This window comes from Aliiroseovarius sp. S2029, assembly GCF_023195575.1.
In the GTDB taxonomy this organism is placed as follows: Bacteria; Pseudomonadota; Alphaproteobacteria; order Rhodobacterales; family Rhodobacteraceae; genus Aliiroseovarius; species Aliiroseovarius zhejiangensis.
In genome coordinates this window covers 316,565-332,488 of the sequence record NZ_JALPQE010000004.1, presented here as the reverse complement: position 1 = coordinate 332,488, position 15,924 = coordinate 316,565, and the positions used below count along the sequence as shown (strand labels likewise).

Genomic DNA, 15,924 nt, shown 5'->3' with positions numbered 1-15,924 from the left:
CTGACACATGGAACTTTTCTTTCTTTTCCTGCTGATCGCGATCATGGCAGGTGCGCTTGGGTCCGGTTATCCGGTTGCCTTTGCCCTTCCGGGCGCCGCGATCATCACCATCGGTCTTGCGGCTGGCGCGGGCTATATGTTCGCGGGATCGACGGACGCTTATTTCCACAGTGGTGGCCCGAACCAGTGGCTGTCTGCGGGGGTGACAAACCTCAGGGGGGTGTATTGGGAGGTCGAGCGGGATACGCTGATCGCCATTCCCCTGTTCATTTTCATGGGCATCATGCTGCAGCGGTCGAAGATCGCCGAAGACCTGCTGGTCACGATGGCCCAACTGTTTGGCCCCGTGCCGGGCGGTCTGGGCATTTCGGTCGTGTTCGTTGGCGCGCTGCTGGCGGCCACGACAGGGATCGTCGGCGCAACCGTGGTGGCCATGGGCTTGATCTCGCTGCCTGCCATGCTGCGCAACAACTACTCGCAATCGCTGGCCACCGGCACCATCGCCGCGTCCGGTACATTGGGGCAGATCATCCCGCCCTCGATCGTGCTCATCATCCTCGCTGACCAGCTCGCATCCGCAACCGACCAGGCTGGAACCGCACGCAAGATCCTGCACAAGGAAGCCACAGGCGAACTGTCCATGCCGTCCATGTTCGACGTGGTGTCCACGTCGGCGGGCGAGATGTTTCTGGGCGCGTTCATCCCGGGTATCCTGCTGGTCGGGCTGTATATGCTCTATATCCTGTTCTATGCGATCTTGCGCCCCAAGAACGCACCTGCCGTTCACTATGAAGGCGCATACAATCTCGACTTCCTGAAAAATGTATTGCTGACCCTCGTGCCGCCACTGGCGCTGATCTTTCTTGTGCTGGGGTCGATCATCGCAGGGATCGCGACGGTGAACCAGGCCGGCGCCATCGGCGCGGCCGGGGCCATGATCATGGCGGGTTATCGTCTGCCTGCCCCCGGACGCACGCTGTATTACCCGGCGCTGCTGGCGATGGCGGCATTGGCGCTTGCGGCCTATGCATTGTCAAATTTTGACATGAACGTGAAAGGCATCACCAACACGACCGATCAGTTGGGCATCACGCTGGGGGTAATCTCGACCCTGATGCTGCTGGTTGCGCTGGGCTGGTCCTGCTGGCGCATTTTCAAGATCGAAAACACGCTGTCCGGCGTCATGCTGGAAACCGCCAAGACCACATCGCTGGTGTTCATCATTCTGCTGGGCGCCGCCATGCTGACCGCCGCCTTCCGTGCCTTCGGTGGGGAAGAACTGGTGCGGGAGTTCCTGTTGGGTCTGCCCGGCGGCTTCTGGACCCAGTTCATCATCGTGATGCTGGTGATTTTCATCCTCGGCTTCTTCCTCGATTTCATCGAGATCGCCGTGGTCGTGGTGCCCATCGTGGCCCCCATCCTGCTGGCCGATCCCGAAGCCAACATCACCGCCGTCTGGCTGGGTGTGATGATTGGTCTGAACATCCAGACCAGCTTCCTGACGCCACCGTTCGGTTTCGCGCTGTTCTATCTGCGCGGGGTCGCCCCGGCGATCGTGAAAACGGTGCAGATGTACAAGGGCGTGATCGCCTTCATCCTGCTGCAACTGACGGCGCTGGCGATTGTGGGCACTTATCCCCCGCTGGTGAACTATCTGCCCAACCGCGTCAGTTTCTTGTCCGAAACCAGCCCACCACCGCGCAACCCACGGCTTCAAATGTGCCTTGAGGAATATGTGGGGCAGAAGCTCTCGGAAAGCACCGAGGTCCAGGACGCCATCGCGACCGCGCGCAATTTCGATCTGGCCGTGCTGCCCGACGACCTGTCGGACGATCTGACCGATGCGCTGGACTCGGCAGACACCGCCGTGGCCGAGCTTGAGGCTGCCTTTGCCGCCGCAGAAGAGGTGGAAGGCGCCGCAGATGCGTATCGCCCGCAACTGCGTCTGGTGCGCGGGATCGAAAAAGAGATCCGCAGCGCAAATGAAGAGATCGACAAGCTGAAGACGCGGATTGGCCGGATGCGGGATGAAAGCCAGGCGACGGCGCGCGACGCGTTGGAAGCCGACATGGCCACCTTGACCACCGAAGTCGAACATCTGCGCGAACAGATCCCTGAAAGCTGGAAAGAGGTTCACGAAACCTTCCAGGCCTTGACCAACGCCGAGAATGCGGCACGCACAAAGTATCGCAGGGCTGCAGATGCGGCCTATGAAGACGCGCTGGATGTGCTGGCCGTTCTTGAAGAGACCGAGGAATTGGTCGCGCTGGAACCGCAATTGCGCGACCTGAAAGCGACGGTCGAGACCACTTCTGGCGATGATGCCAGGGATTTGGTCAACGAACTGGCAAAGGTCTTTGGCAAGATCGACGGAGCGGATGATATCGAAGACGCCCTGAAAGATGCGGCCAAGGCGCTGAAGGGAAGCGAGCCTGACCGCGCCGAAGCGATGGAAGCCTATAACGCGGCTATCGCGGCTTATGACGCACAGATCGCATGGCGACAGCAAGCGAACGAAAGCCTGCGCCCGGGTCTGGCCGCCTATATCGACACGTTGCGCGGCAGTCTGGGCATTCGCGTGCAAGATCGCTTTACCCGCGAACAGGCGCTGGCCATGGCTGCGTGTTCGTCGCGCCATCGCGATATATCTTTGAATTTCTAAGCAAATTCATAAGCTCAATAAAAAGGGTCGGTGTTTGCACAGGCCCTTTTTGTGTGTGGAAAGGGTGGCAATTTCTGCCCGAACATAGGATAAGTGTCGGAAACGCATGATATACGGTCGGTATAAAACCTTGCGTAATCCGACCATCTGGTGAACCCTTGGGTCGATCCAGAAAAAAACCGAGCCGCAACAGGCCCAAATGCTTCACACAGGGAGTCCTCAATGTCCAAAGAACTTGAATATCTGTCCAAACAGTTTGTCGCGCGCAAGCTGTCTCGCCGCCACTTCATGGGCCGCGCGGCGGCGCTTGGCCTGACCGCAGCAGGGGCAAATACCATGTTGTCGTCAGCGGTCTATGCCCAAGGCCCGGTCAAGGGCGGAACGATCCGTGTTGGCCTTCCGGGCGGCTCGACCACCGACAGCCTTGACCCGGCCACCACGACGAACTCGACAGGCACCATGATCAGCCGCCTTTGGGGTGAACCCTTGGTCGAACTTGCGCCTGAAGGCGGTCTTGAGAACCGGCTGGCTGAAGAGGTGTCGGCATCGCCCGATGCCAAGGTCTGGACGTTCAAGATCCGCTCGGGCATCAGTTTCTCGAACGGTCAGCCGCTGACCGCTGATGACGTGCTTGCAACGATGGAGCGCCATGCAGGCGAAGACACAAAATCGGGCGCGCTGGGTATCATGCGCGGCATCACGGCGATGCGGGTTGACGGTGACAAGTTCATCGTCGAGCTGGACACGCCGAATGCCGACCTTCCTTACCTGATGACCGACTATCACCTGCTGATTCAGCCCAACGGCGGCAAGGATGATCCCGCAGCAGCCATCGGCACCGGCCCCTATATTCTGAAAGAAGCCGATATGGGCGTGCGCTTTGTGGCTGAAAAGAACCCGGACTACTGGGGTGACATGGGTCACGCCGACACGATCGAAGTCGTGGTGATCAACGATGATACGGCCCGTATGGCTGCCATTCAGTCCGGGCAGGTCGATATGGTCGGACGCGTTCCACCGCGCACCGCGCAACTTGTGGCACGCGCACCCAATATCAATGTCCATTCGACCCCCGGGCCGGGCCACTATGTCTTTATCGCCCATTGCAACACGGCACCGTTTGACAACAACGACCTGCGAATGGCGTTGAAATACGGCATGAATCGCGAAGAAATGGTCGAGAAGATCCTGTTCGGCTACGGCTCGATCGGGAACGACACGCCGATCAACAGTTCCTACCCGCTGTTCACCGAGATGGAGCAGCGCACCTATGACCCGGACAAGGCCAAGTTCCACTTTGACAAATCCGGGCACGAGGGGCCGATCCTGCTGCGCACCTCGGACAACAGCTTCCCCGGCGCGCCCGATGCATCGGCTCTGTTCCAGCAATCCCTGTCCAAAGCCGGCATCAATCTTGAGATCAAGCGCGAGCCGAACGATGGCTATTGGTCCGAGGTCTGGAACGCCCAGCCGTTCTGCACAAGCTATTGGAGCGGCCGCCCCACCCAGGACCAGATGTATTCCACGGCTTATCTGTCGACGGCAGACTGGAACGACACGCGGTTCTTCAACGAACAGTTCGACCAGATGCTTCTGGCCGCACGGGGCGAGTTGGACGAGGCAAAGCGCACCCAGATCTATGCCGATATGGGGATGCTTCTGCACAACGAAGGCGGATTGATCTGCCCGATGTTCAACGACTTCATTGACGGCACGACCAACCGCGTTGCGGGCTGGGTCGAGAACCACAAGGGCTTCGACCTGATGAACTTCTATGCCCCGATGAAAATGTGGGTCGTCGGCTGATATGCCCTTACTCATGAAACTGCTGGTCCAACGCATCGCGTTGGGCCTGCTTCTTCTGCTACTCGTCTCGGCCCTGATCTTCTGGGGAACCAACATCCTGCCGGGCGATGTGGCGCAATCCATTCTGGGTCAATCGGCCACCCCCGAAGCCCTGGCCAATATCCGCGAAGAACTGGGCCTGAACGAACCTGCGGTCAGCCGGTATTTCGACTGGCTTGGCGGATTGGCGCATGGCGACCTTGGAACCGCGCTGACTTCGGGTCAGGATATCGCGTCGAGCCTTGGATCGCGTCTGAAAAACACTCTTTTCCTGGCCTTCTGGGCCGCCGTGGTCGCCGTGCCGCTGGCCATCTTTCTGGGCCTTCTGGCCGTGCGTTATCGCGAACGCTGGCCCGACAAGCTGATCTCGGCCATCACGCTGGCGTCGATTTCCGTGCCCGAGTTCCTGATCGGCTATATCCTGATGTATTTCATCGGCGTGAAGCTGGGCTGGGCGCCCACCGTGTCGATGATCCATGACGGTATGAGCCTTGGGCAGAAACTCAGCTCGATCGCCCTGCCGGTCGCTGTTCTGACCATGGTGGTGCTGGCCCATATGATGCGCATGACGCGGGCTGCCATTCTGAATGTGATGCAATCTGCCTATATCGAAACGGCCGAGTTGAAGGGCCTGACGATGTTCACCATCATCTGGCGCCACGCCTTTCCCAACTCGATCGCGCCCATCGTGAACGTGGTGATGCTGAACCTGGCCTATCTTGTCGTCGGTGTCGTGGTGGTCGAGGTCGTGTTCACCTATCCCGGCATGGGACAGTATCTTGTGGACCACGTGTCCAAACGCGACGTGCCGGTGGTGCAGGCTTGCGGGCTGATCTTCGCGGCGGTCTATATCGGGCTGAACATGGTCGCGGACATCGTGTCCATCCTTGCCAATCCAAGGCTGAGGCATCCGAAATGACCAGAATACCCCCCGCCGCATTGTTCGGCCTGTTCTTCACCGGCCTTTATTTCTTCATGGCGATCTTCGCCCCCTGGATCGCGCCTTATTCGATGACCGAAGTTGTCGGCGGCGTGTGGGAGCCTTGGTCGTCAGAGCACCTGATTGGCACCGACAATATCGGGCGTGACCTGCTCAGCCGCATGATCTATGGCGGGCGCACGACCATCTTCATCGCCACCATGGCCACGATCCTCAGCTTTGTCACAGGGTCTGTGCTTGGCTTCACCGCTGCCGTCATCGGCGGATGGATTGACCAGGTGCTCAGCCGGTTTGTCGACCTGATCATGTCGATCCCGACCCTGATCTTCGCGCTTGTGGTGCTGTCGGTCATGCCGGTGACGCTGACGATCCTGATCCTTGTCATGGGCCTGCTGGACGCCACCCGCGTCTATCGTCTGGCCCGCGCGGTCGCCGTGGACATCAACGTGATGGATTTCGTCGAAGCCGCCAAACTGCGCGGCGAAGGTCGGATCTGGGTCATCTTCCGTGAAATCCTGCCCAACGCCCTGTCGCCTTTGGTGGCAGAGATGGGTCTGCGCTTCATCTTTGCGGTCCTGTTCGTCTCGACCCTGTCTTTCCTTGGCCTTGGCGTGCAGCCGCCCAATGCCGACTGGGGCGGGATCGTGAAGGAAAACAAGGATGGCATCGTCTATGGCATCCCGGCGGCCCTTGTGCCTGCTGTTGCCATCGCAACGCTGGCCATCTCGGTCAACCTTGTGGCGGACTGGATCCTGAACCGCACCACCAGCCTGAAAGGAGGCCGGGGATGAGCGATCAACTTCTGAAAGTGCGTGACCTGAAAATCGGGGCACGGGTCTATCCCCCCGGCGAAAAGCCGCATGACATTGAAATCGTGCACGGCGTGTCCTTCGATCTGGAAAAAGGCAAAGTGCTGGGCCTGATCGGGGAAAGCGGCGCGGGCAAGTCCACGATCGGGCTTGCCACGATGGCCTATGGTCGCGGCGGCGTCGAAATCACGGGTGGCGAGGTTTGGGTCAACGGGCGTGAGATTCTGCACACCAGCCTGCGCGACCTGCGCAAGCTGCGCGGGACCGAGGTGACCTATGTCTCGCAATCCGCCGCGGCCAGCTTCAACCCGGCCAAGAAGATCATGGAACAGGTGATCGAGGCGTCGGTGCACGCGGGCAAGTTCTCGAAGAAAGACGCCGAGGCGCGCGCGGTTGAATTGTTCGCCAAGCTGGGCCTGCCGGACCCGGAAAGCATCGGAAACCGTTATCCGCACCAAGTGTCGGGCGGACAGTTGCAACGCTGCATGACGGCGCTGGCGCTGTGTCCCGAACCCGATCTGGTGGTGTTTGACGAGCCGACCACGGCGCTGGATGTGACCACACAGATCGACGTGCTGATGGCCATCAAGGACGCGATCCGCGACACCGGGGTTGCCGCGCTTTACATCACGCATGACCTGGCAGTGGTGGCACAAGTGTCGGATGAGATTATGGTGCTGCGGATGGGCGACATGGTCGAACATGGCACCACCGATCAGATCATCAACGCCCCGGTCGAGGACTATACCCGCGATCTGGTGTCCGTCCGGTCACGTCAGCACGAAGGTAAGCCCCCGACCGACAACCCGGTGATGACGATCGAACACATCACCGCCCGTTATAAAGGCACGAATTTCGATGTGCTGCATGATGTCTCGATGGAGCTTCATGCAGGCCAGACCCTTGCTGTCGTTGGTGAAAGCGGCTCGGGCAAGTCGACCACCGCCCGCGTGATGACCGGGCTTTTGCCCGCGCGCGAGGGGCAGATTGTGTTCGAGGGGCGCACCCTTTCGGCCGACCTTGCCGGGCGGTCGCGCGACGACCTGCGCGAGATTCAGATGATCTATCAGATGGCCGATGTGGCGATGAACCCGCGCCAGACCGTCGGCACGATCATCGGTCGCCCGTTGGAGTTCTATTTCGGGATGCGCGGCGCCGAAAAGCGTAAGCGCATCGAAGAGCTTTTGAACGACATCGAAATGGGCGTGGAGTTCAAAGACCGCTATCCAGCCGAGCTGTCGGGCGGCCAGAAACAGCGGGTCTGCATCGCCCGCGCTCTGGCCGCGAAACCCAAGATCATCATCTGTGACGAGGTGACATCGGCGCTGGACCCCTTGGTTGCCGAAGATATCCTCAGGCTGCTGCACAATCTTCAGAAACGGGAAAACGTCGCCTATCTGTTCATCACGCACGATCTGGCCACGGTGCGCGCCATCGCGGACAGTATTGCCGTGATGTATCAGGGTCGGGTCGTCCGTTATGGCCCGAAAGCTGATGTGCTGACACCGCCGTTTGATGACTATACCGACCTTCTGCTCAGCTCTGTGCCTGAAATGCGGCTGGGTTGGCTGGAAGAGGTTGTGGAGCATCGCAAGATGGAAAGCGCCGGGAACTGACTCCGGGAACGGACTAGGCGCGGATTTCGGAATGGGCCTGATGGATCGCAAACTGCTTCTGATCATCCTTGATGGTGTGCCTTGGCGCAACTGGCGCAGGCTTTTTGGTAACCTGGAAGGCTGGGTGGACGCGGGCGAGGCACAACGCTGGAAGATCCGGTCGGTGCTGCCATCGACATCGGCCAGTTGCTATGCCTCGATCCATACGGGCGTCACACCGCAGGAACATGGCGCAACGGGCAATAGCAACGTGTTCCGTATGACGCAGCCCGACATTTTCAGCCAAGTGCGCAAAGCGGGCGGCATTACGGGTGCGGTCACGCACAGTTATTGGTCCGAGTTTTTCAACCGCGCGCCTTTCGATCTGGTGCGAGACATCGAATATGACGAGCCCGACAGCCCGACGATCAATCACGGTCGGTTTCACACCATGACGGGATACGGGCTGATCAATCAGACCACGCCTGCGGATGTGGACCTGTTCGCAACGCTGACCATGCTTTGCAACCGGTTCGGGCTGAACTACGGCATCCTGCACAGTTGCACGCTCGACAGTATGGGGCATCGGTTCGGGCATGAATGCCGCGAAATGGATCACGCCTGTTTTCAGGCCGATGAGCAACTGGCGCTGTTCATCAATCGCTGGCGCGCTGATGGGTACGAGGTCATCGTGACCGCTGATCACGGCCAGACCGATCGCGGGCACCATGGGGGGCGCGAGGATCTGCAACAGGATGCGGCGCTCTATTATTTCGGCCCCGCGACCGGCCCGGATTTCGACGACCGCCTGTGCCAGTTGCAGATTGCCCCCACGATTCTGTCGCGACTGGGCGCCCCAATCCCCGACACCATGAAAGCCGAGGTATTTCTGACATGACGTGGGCCATTCCCTGCCCTGCGCAACCCTTCCTTGCAATCGAAGGCTCGGACGCGCGTTTCCCTGTGCGCCGCATCTATTGCGTGGGCCAGAACTATGCCGCACATGCGCGTGAAATGGGATCAAACCCCGATCAAGAGCCGCCCTTCTTCTTCTCGAAACCCGCGGATGCACTGGTGGCAGACGGCACGACCGTCCCTTATCCACCCGGCACCGAGAACCTGCATCACGAGGCCGAGCTTGTCGTGGCCATCGGCACGGGGGGCACCAACATCGCGCGCGATGCGGCGCTGGATCACGTCTGGGGCTATGCCGTCGGCAATGATCTGACCCGGCGTGACGTGCAGGCAACGGCCAAGAAGATCGGGCGGCCATGGGATATGGCGAAGGGTTTCGATCACTCCGCCCCCTGTGGGCCTTTGCACCCGGTGGCCGCCGTAGGCCATCCGTCAAGCGGAAGAATCAGCCTGACGGTCAATGGTGAACCGCGCCAATCTTCGGACCTGTCCGACCTGATCTGGCCTGTGGCCGATGTGATTTCCTATTTGTCCTCGATGGTGGCGCTGGCCCCCGGCGACCTGATCTTTACCGGCACACCCGAAGGCGTCGGCCCGCTGGTGCCGGGCGACACCTGCGTGGTCGAGATCGACGGCCTGGGCCGATTGACCACCAGGATCGGAACGCCCGCCGCCTAACCCGTGATTGACGACAGATGCAGGATCAGGCTGTCGCGCGCACCCAGAATGTGCTGGCGCGTCAGTTCGGCGGCCTTGTCCGCATCCCCGCGCTCACAGGCCTCCTGTATTTGCATATGCTCGTCATTTGCGCGCGACATACCCCGGCTCAGCACAAGCTGTGCCCTCAGATAACGGTCGATTCGATTCAGCGCGCCATCGATCGCCTCAAGGTGATAGGTCAGCCCGCTGGCGTCATAGAGCGTTGCGTGAAATTGTCGGTTCAGATCACCCCATTTCATCGGGTCCGTTTCCCGGTGGAACGCTTCACAAAAGCTGCGCGCCTGTGCGAGCGTTTCCGGCGTCATTCTGGGCACCGCTTGATGAATGACATGTGGCTCTAACACAGCGCGAAAGTCGAAAATCTCGGAGGCTTCGGTCGATGACAGCGACGACACGACCGCACCCTTGTAGCGCTGCGACCGCACCAATCCGTGTTCTTCAAGCCGCAGAATCGCCTCACGCACCGGAATGCGCGACGTATTGAACATTCTGGCAATTTCATCCTGCCGCAGGGGCGCGCCTTCTTCGATCTCGCCTTCGATGATCGCTTTCTTGAGCGCGTCAAATATGATCGTCGCAGCAGAGGCGGTCTTGGAAATATCAACAGATTCAAGTGGCATATACGGTCTCCTGCGAGGCGCACCCTAACAAGGCGCGGTATCGGTTTGAAGGGATCAAGATATTTATTGCATATTGGATCCAATTTACAATAATTGAAAACAGCCCTTCGCCCAATGCGACCCATCCTTGCAGGAGACCCCGATGAACACCGACATCTTTACAGGCTGCATCCCCGCCCTGATGACCCCATGCACGCCCGACCGCCGACCGGACTACGATGCACTTGTCTCCAAGGGGCAGGAACTGATTGCCGCGGGCATGTCAGCTGTCGTCTATTGCGGGTCGATGGGCGACTGGCCGCTTCTGACGGATGACGAACGGATGGAAGGTGTCGCCCGCCTGACCGCTGCAGGCATCCCGGTGATCGTCGGCACCGGCGCGGTAAACACCCGGATGGCCGTGGCCCACGCCACCCACGCCGCAAAGGTCGGCGCACACGGCTTGATGGTGATCCCACGGGTTCTGTCACGCGGATCGTCGCCTGCCGCCCAGCGCAACCACTTTGCCGCCATCCTGTCGGCCGCCCCCGACCTGCCTGCTGTGATCTATAACAGTCCCTATTACGGCTTCGCGACCCGTGCCGACCTGTTTTTCGCACTGCGTGCCGAGCATCCGAATCTGATCGGCTTCAAGGAATTCGGCGGCGCGGACGATCTGCGCTATGCCGCCGAACACATCACCTCGAAAGACGATAAGGTCACGCTGATGATCGGCGTCGATACCACGGTCTACCACGGTTATGTAAACTGCGGCGCAACGGGGGCAATCACCGGCATCGGCAACGTGCTGCCGCGCGAGGTGCTGCACCTTGTCGCGCTCAGCAAGAAAGCCGCCGCCGGGGACCCCGACGCCCGCGTGAAGGCGCAAGAGCTTGAGGGCGCATTGGCGATCCTGTCCAGTTTCGACGAAGGCCCCGACCTAGTTTTATATTACAAACATCTGATGGCCCTGACCGGTGATGACGCCTATCGCACCCATTTCAACGAAACCGACGCGCTGTCAGACGCCCAGCGCAACTATGCCGAGAACCAGTTTCATCTGTTCCGCACCTGGTATGACACCTGGTCTAAACAGGGCGGCGTTGTCTCTGAATGCGCGTGATCGACAGCCATACCGAGGGTGAGCCGACCCGCGTCATCCTGTCGGGCGGACCGGACCTTGGCAGTGGCAGCCTGGCAGACCGCGCCCGGCGCCTGTGCGATGAACATGGCTGGATCCATACTGGCGTGCTGGGCGAACCGCGCGGTCATGACGCGATGGTGGGCGCGCTTCTGGTCCCACCGGCCGACCCGACCTGCGTGACCGGAGTGATCTATTTCAACACGGTGGGCAATCTGGGCATGTGCGGACACGCCACCATCGGGCTGACGGCAACTCTGGCTCATCTGGGTCAGATCGGCCCCGGCACCCACCGGATTGAAACCCCTGTCGGCGTGGTGACGGCCCAGCTTCTGGACACCAATACCGTGCGCGTCACCAATGTCGAAAGCTATCGCCTGCACGCCGGAGTCACGGTTGATGTGGACGGGCTCGGTCCGATTACAGGTGACGTGGCATGGGGTGGAAACTGGTTCTTCCTGACCGATTTCCACCAGATCGACCTGACGCCGGACAACATCCCGGCCTTGACGGACGCGGCAGATCGTATCCGGACGGCGTTGCAACGCAACGGCATCACCGGGACGGATGGGGCCGAAATCGACCACATCGAACTGCTTGGACCTGCAAAATCCAGCACGGCACACGGTCGCAGTTTTGTCCTGTGCCCCGGCATGGCTTATGACCGGTCGCCCTGCGGCACGGGCTGCTCGGCCAAGCTGGCCTGTCTTGCGGCGGATGGATCGCTTGCCGCAGGTGTGACGTGGCGACAGGAAAGTGTAATCGGCAGCACCTATGACTGTACCTATGTGGACCAATCCCCAGATCGGATCGTGGCCACCATTCAAGGCCGCGCCTTTGTGACCGCAGAGGCCACCCTGATCTTCAATTCCGACGATCCGTTTCGGACTGGCATTCGCGCCGATCATCGCTGATGCTGCCGCCAGACGGACGCCCCGGATTTGCGGAGACCTGAATGACACAAGACCCCATTGACATCGTCGTCATCGGTGCTGGCATCATCGGGGTCAGCGCGGCGCTGGCGCTTCAGGCCCGCGGTCGCACCCCCCTGCTGATCGACCGCGCTGGCGTCGCCGCTGAAACGTCGCGCGGCAATGCCGGCGCCTTCGCCTTTTCCGAGGTCGAGCCGCTGGCCACGCCGGGCATCATGCGTCGGGCACCGAAATGGCTGCTCGACCCGCTGGGGCCGCTTTCCATCCCGCCTGCTTATGCCCTGAAAATTGCGCCATGGATGTTGAGGTTCTGGCGCGCCAGTTGGGCGGATCGCTATGATGCGGCAGTGTCTGCGCAAACCCGGCTGATGCAGTATTGTCAGGCCGCGTTCGAACGGCAACTGGCGCAGTTCGGGGATCCCAGCCTGATCCGCCGCGAAGGACAGTTGGAGCTGTACGAGGGCGCCCGCGCATTTGAACTCGCGCGTCCCAGATGGCAACGCCGTGCCGATCTTGGCATCGACGTTACGCTGCTGGACAGCGCCGATGCCATTGCCGACATTCAACCAGGGTTGAGCCGCAAGTTCACCCATGCCGGGTTTACCCCTGGATGGTTCAACACCACCGATCCATTGACCTGGACCCAGACCCTGGCCCGCGCCTATACAGATCGCGGAGGTGCGTTGCAGGTGCGGGACATACACGACCTGACACCGCGCGCGGATCATATCGAGATCCTCTCGGACGAAGGCCCCATCCTGGCGCGGCAAGTGGTCATCTGTGCCGGGGCTTGGTCCCACAGGTTGGCTGCGAAGATCGGAGACAAGACCCCACTTGAGACCGAGCGCGGGTACAACACCACATTTGATCGCGCCTCGGTCGAGCTGAGAACGCATCTGACCTTCGCCGCGCATGGATTCGTGATGTCAAAGATCGGCTCCGGTCTGCGCATCGGTGGCGCGGTTGAACTGGGCGGGTTGGATCTGCCACCCAACTACCGCCGGGCCAGGGTGCTGGTGCAGAAGGCGAAAACCTTCCTTCCCGGTTTGAACCTGTCGGGCGGGTCAGAGTGGATGGGGTACCGGCCTTCGCTGCCGGACAGCCTGCCGGTCATTGGTCCCTCTGGCGCGGGCGACCGCATCCTCTATGCGTTCGGGCATGGGCATCTTGGTCTGACCCAATCGGCAGGCACCGCCGAGCTGGTGGCCGACCTGGCCATGCGGTCCAATCCGCCCATCGATCTGGCCCCGTTCTCTGCCACCCGGTTCTGATGCCTCGCCAACAGCGCCTACTGATCTTGGCGCACGAGGTTGGTGACAAGCACATCATGGACGATTTCGCCAAGAATGCCGGTCGCCACTTCGCGCAGTGCACGGCGCAAACTGGTCAGGCGGCTTGTCTGGGTGAACACGCCGTCAAAACCGCCGCTATTGGCGTGGTTGAACATGACTTGCAGAAACTCGTCGCGCAGTTTTGGTTCGCGCAGGTAAACGGTTTCGCGATTGCCCGCTGCGACATCCAGACTCAGTGACATGACGACAAGCGCGGTCACCTTTTCATCCTTCATGATCGGGATCACGAACTGATTGTTTATCTTGACGAATTCACTGTCAAATTCAACGTCTGCCGGGGTTGCTGCGGGCGTGTGATCCACGTTTTCGACGGCCGCGTCACCACAAGGATCTGCAAGCTCGGGTTCAGGCGCGGGTTTCAGGACATAACCGGCAGCCCCCCCCGCGACCAACCCGACCAAAGCCAGAAGTACCGGAAGAATCTTTCCCATCGCAAGCTCCTCAGAAGGGCAGGATGATGTCGGCGACCTGCTGGCCATACCGGGGTTGCTGAACATCGCTGATCTGACCACGGCCGCCATAGGAAATGCGGGCCGACGCGATCTTGTCATAGGAAATCTCGTTCTGACGCGAGATATCCTCGGGCCGCACGAACCCGGTGACCAGAAGCTCGCGCAGTTCGAAATTCACCCGCACCTCTTGCGTGCCCTGAATCTTCAGAACGCCATTGGGCAACGTGCCGATCACCGTTGCGGCGACACGCAGTTCAAGCTTCTCGTTCCGTTTGACCGATCCGTTCCCGTTCGAGGCGCTGCTGGATGACAGCGACACGGCGTTGCCCATCGACGCGCCGTCGGGCAGGTCTTTGTCGATGGATTGCGGCAGCCCGAACAGGTTGGGAACCCCCATCTCTTCCGACCCGGACCGGGCGCGTTTCGAGCTGTTTGAAAACTCGGCCCGATCATCAATTTCAATGACCACCGTCAGAATGTCCCCCGCCTGTTGCGCCCGACGGTCGCCCAGCAGGGATTGACGCCCGCCGCTCCACAACGATGCCCGCACGGGCGAGCTTTTGGCGGGAGTGGCGCGCGGCAGGGCTGTTGCGCTCATCGCGACGTGCTCGGCGCTCATCTCGACCGGGTTCAAATCGGGCGCTTTGCCCACCTCATTCATGCGGGTGCAGGCTGAAACAGCGATCAGGACAAGAAGTAGAAAGGAAACGGGGCGCATGGGAGATCCTCGGGCTTGTTAGTGCGACTGAGAGACGGAAACCGTTCCGTCGGCCAGAACCGATCCGGTAACGGTTGTGCGGGACGACAGGTTCAGGACGCGGACGCGATCACCGATGCCCGCCCGGCCCAGGCTGCGACCTTCGGCCTGAATAGTCAGCGGACCCGAGACATAGGCCAGCGTCACAATTTGGTTGCGTTCAACCAAAGCGGGGGGGCCGATGTCTTTCACCAGGATCGGACGACCGGCGTACAGCACGACGCGAGCCTCTTGCCCGACCACGTCTTCGGGAAGCTGAAACCCACCGGGCAGATCGGACGGCACCAGCTTCAGATCCTGCGCCGTGATGATCACGTTCGCGCGGATGTTGCGTGTGGCGACCACGGTATCGGCATAGGCCAGACCAGATGTGGCAAGCAGCGTCAAAAGGGTCAGAATCCCGCGCATCACCGCACCTGCGTCGTTGCGGCCAACATCTGATCTGCGGCGGTGATGACCTTGGAATTCAACTCGTATCCCCGCTGCGCCTCGATCAATTCAGTGACTTCGCGCACCGCATCGACCGAGCTGTTTTCCAGATAACCCTGCCGCAAGGTGCCACGCCCATCTTCGCCTGGTGCGCCGACAAATGCCGGACCCGAGGCCGGCGTTTCACGAAACAGGTTGGATCCGATCGCCTCAAGCCCCTTGTCATTGGTGAACCCGGCAAGGGTGAAGGCGCCCAGCAGCTCCGGCTCGACCGCATCTTCGAAATAGGCGTAAACCTCGCCGTCTGCGTTGATCGAGATGGATCGGGCATCACTGGGAACAGTGATTTCTGGCGCAACGGCATACCCGTCCGAGGTCACGATCAGCCCGTCGCCCGACAGTTTCAAGCCACCGTCGCGGGTGTATCCGGAACCGCCTGACGGCAGAGTCACCTCGAAATACCCTTTGCCTTCAATGGCGATATCCAGATTGCCATTGGTTTGCGACAATGTTCCTTGTTGCACCAGCATAGACACCGATGTCGGCCGCACCCCCAGACCCAGTTGAATGCCGGTCGGCAAGGCCGTGCCATCGGACGCATTGATTGTACCCGCGCGGGCCATCTGTTGATAGTGCAGATCGGCAAACTCGGCGCGACGCGCGTTGTATCCAGTGGTGGACATATTGGCGAGGTTGTTCGAGATCGTTTCGACCCGCATTTGCTGTGCCAACATTCCCGTGGCTGCGATATCCAAAGCACGCATGGTGTATCCCCT

15 protein-coding genes are annotated in these 15,924 nt (G+C 60.5%); 10 read left to right on the top strand and 5 right to left on the bottom strand.

Going from position 1 to position 15,924, the window contains the following annotated elements:
* Positions 1 to 7 precede the first annotated feature (7 nt).
* The 7 genes from MUY21_RS10710 (at position 8) to MUY21_RS10680 (ending at position 9,444) form a co-directional block, all read left to right on the top strand.
* Complete coding sequence (locus tag MUY21_RS10710) at positions 8 to 2,662, top strand: TRAP transporter large permease subunit (protein ID WP_248410376.1); 2,655 nt, start codon at positions 8 to 10, stop codon at positions 2,660 to 2,662.
* Positions 2,663 to 2,884: 222 nt separating this feature from the next.
* Positions 2,885 to 4,468: an ABC transporter substrate-binding protein gene (locus MUY21_RS10705; RefSeq protein ID WP_248410375.1), complete on the top strand. Its 1,584-nt coding sequence runs from the start codon at positions 2,885 to 2,887 to the stop codon at positions 4,466 to 4,468.
* A 1-nt stretch (position 4,469) separates the two neighbouring features.
* Complete coding sequence (locus MUY21_RS10700) at positions 4,470 to 5,426, top strand: ABC transporter permease (protein WP_248410374.1); 957 nt, start codon at positions 4,470 to 4,472, stop codon at positions 5,424 to 5,426.
* A complete protein-coding gene (locus MUY21_RS10695; protein ID WP_248410373.1) occupies positions 5,423 to 6,238 on the top strand; it encodes an ABC transporter permease in 816 nt (271 codons plus the stop codon). The genes MUY21_RS10700 and MUY21_RS10695 overlap by 4 nt, the downstream gene beginning before the upstream one ends.
* The gene (locus MUY21_RS10690; RefSeq protein WP_191286744.1) at positions 6,235 to 7,872 is read left to right on the top strand and encodes an ABC transporter ATP-binding protein; all 1,638 of its coding nucleotides are present in this window, start codon (positions 6,235 to 6,237) and stop codon (positions 7,870 to 7,872) included. The genes MUY21_RS10695 and MUY21_RS10690 overlap by 4 nt, the downstream gene beginning before the upstream one ends.
* 40 nt (positions 7,873 to 7,912) lie before the next feature.
* Positions 7,913 to 8,749: an alkaline phosphatase family protein gene (locus tag MUY21_RS10685; RefSeq protein WP_248410426.1), complete on the top strand. Its 837-nt coding sequence runs from the start codon at positions 7,913 to 7,915 to the stop codon at positions 8,747 to 8,749.
* Positions 8,746 to 9,444, top strand: coding sequence for a fumarylacetoacetate hydrolase family protein (locus MUY21_RS10680; protein ID WP_248410372.1), 699 nt, complete (start codon positions 8,746 to 8,748; stop codon positions 9,442 to 9,444). Before MUY21_RS10685 ends, MUY21_RS10680 begins: the two co-directional genes overlap by 4 nt.
* Here MUY21_RS10680 and MUY21_RS10675 read toward each other — a convergent pair.
* Complete coding sequence (locus MUY21_RS10675; RefSeq protein WP_248410371.1) at positions 9,441 to 10,106, bottom strand: GntR family transcriptional regulator; 666 nt, start codon at positions 10,104 to 10,106, stop codon at positions 9,441 to 9,443. The two genes, MUY21_RS10680 and MUY21_RS10675, sit on opposite strands and share 4 nt — an antisense overlap.
* 142 nt (positions 10,107 to 10,248) lie before the next feature.
* On the opposite strand from MUY21_RS10675, the gene MUY21_RS10670 reads away from it, so the two are divergent.
* The 3 genes from MUY21_RS10670 to MUY21_RS10660 are packed head-to-tail and all read left to right on the top strand — an operon-like array spanning position 10,249 to position 13,429.
* Positions 10,249 to 11,208 (top strand): dihydrodipicolinate synthase family protein, encoded by a 960-nt coding sequence (locus MUY21_RS10670; RefSeq protein WP_248410370.1) that lies wholly within the window; start codon positions 10,249 to 10,251, stop codon positions 11,206 to 11,208.
* Positions 11,199 to 12,140 carry a proline racemase family protein gene (locus tag MUY21_RS10665; RefSeq protein WP_248410369.1) on the top strand — a complete coding sequence of 314 codons (942 nt, stop codon included), beginning with the start codon at positions 11,199 to 11,201 and terminating at the stop codon, positions 12,138 to 12,140. Before MUY21_RS10670 ends, MUY21_RS10665 begins: the two co-directional genes overlap by 10 nt.
* Before the next feature lie 41 nt (positions 12,141 to 12,181).
* Positions 12,182 to 13,429, top strand: coding sequence for an FAD-dependent oxidoreductase (locus tag MUY21_RS10660; RefSeq protein ID WP_248410368.1), 1,248 nt, complete (start codon positions 12,182 to 12,184; stop codon positions 13,427 to 13,429).
* 17 nt (positions 13,430 to 13,446) lie between these two features.
* Here MUY21_RS10660 and MUY21_RS10655 read toward each other — a convergent pair whose 3' ends face one another.
* Genes MUY21_RS10655 through flgG form a run of 4 tightly spaced genes read right to left on the bottom strand, consistent with a single transcriptional unit; the run spans position 13,447 to position 15,912 of the window.
* Entirely contained in the window at positions 13,447 to 13,941 is a 495-nt protein-coding gene (locus MUY21_RS10655) for a flagellar basal body-associated FliL family protein (protein ID WP_248410367.1), read from the bottom strand.
* Between the two features lie 10 nt (positions 13,942 to 13,951).
* On the bottom strand, positions 13,952 to 14,680 hold the full coding sequence (gene flgH / locus MUY21_RS10650) for a flagellar basal body L-ring protein FlgH (protein ID WP_248410366.1): 729 nt from the start codon (positions 14,678 to 14,680) through the stop codon (positions 13,952 to 13,954).
* 18 nt (positions 14,681 to 14,698) lie between these two features.
* Positions 14,699 to 15,127: a flagellar basal body P-ring formation chaperone FlgA gene (gene flgA / locus MUY21_RS10645; RefSeq protein ID WP_248410365.1), complete on the bottom strand. Its 429-nt coding sequence runs from the start codon at positions 15,125 to 15,127 to the stop codon at positions 14,699 to 14,701.
* Positions 15,127 to 15,912 (bottom strand): flagellar basal-body rod protein FlgG, encoded by a 786-nt coding sequence (flgG, locus tag MUY21_RS10640; protein WP_191286754.1) that lies wholly within the window; start codon positions 15,910 to 15,912, stop codon positions 15,127 to 15,129. The genes flgA and flgG overlap by 1 nt, the downstream gene beginning before the upstream one ends.
* Between the last annotated feature and the right edge of the window lie 12 nt (positions 15,913 to 15,924).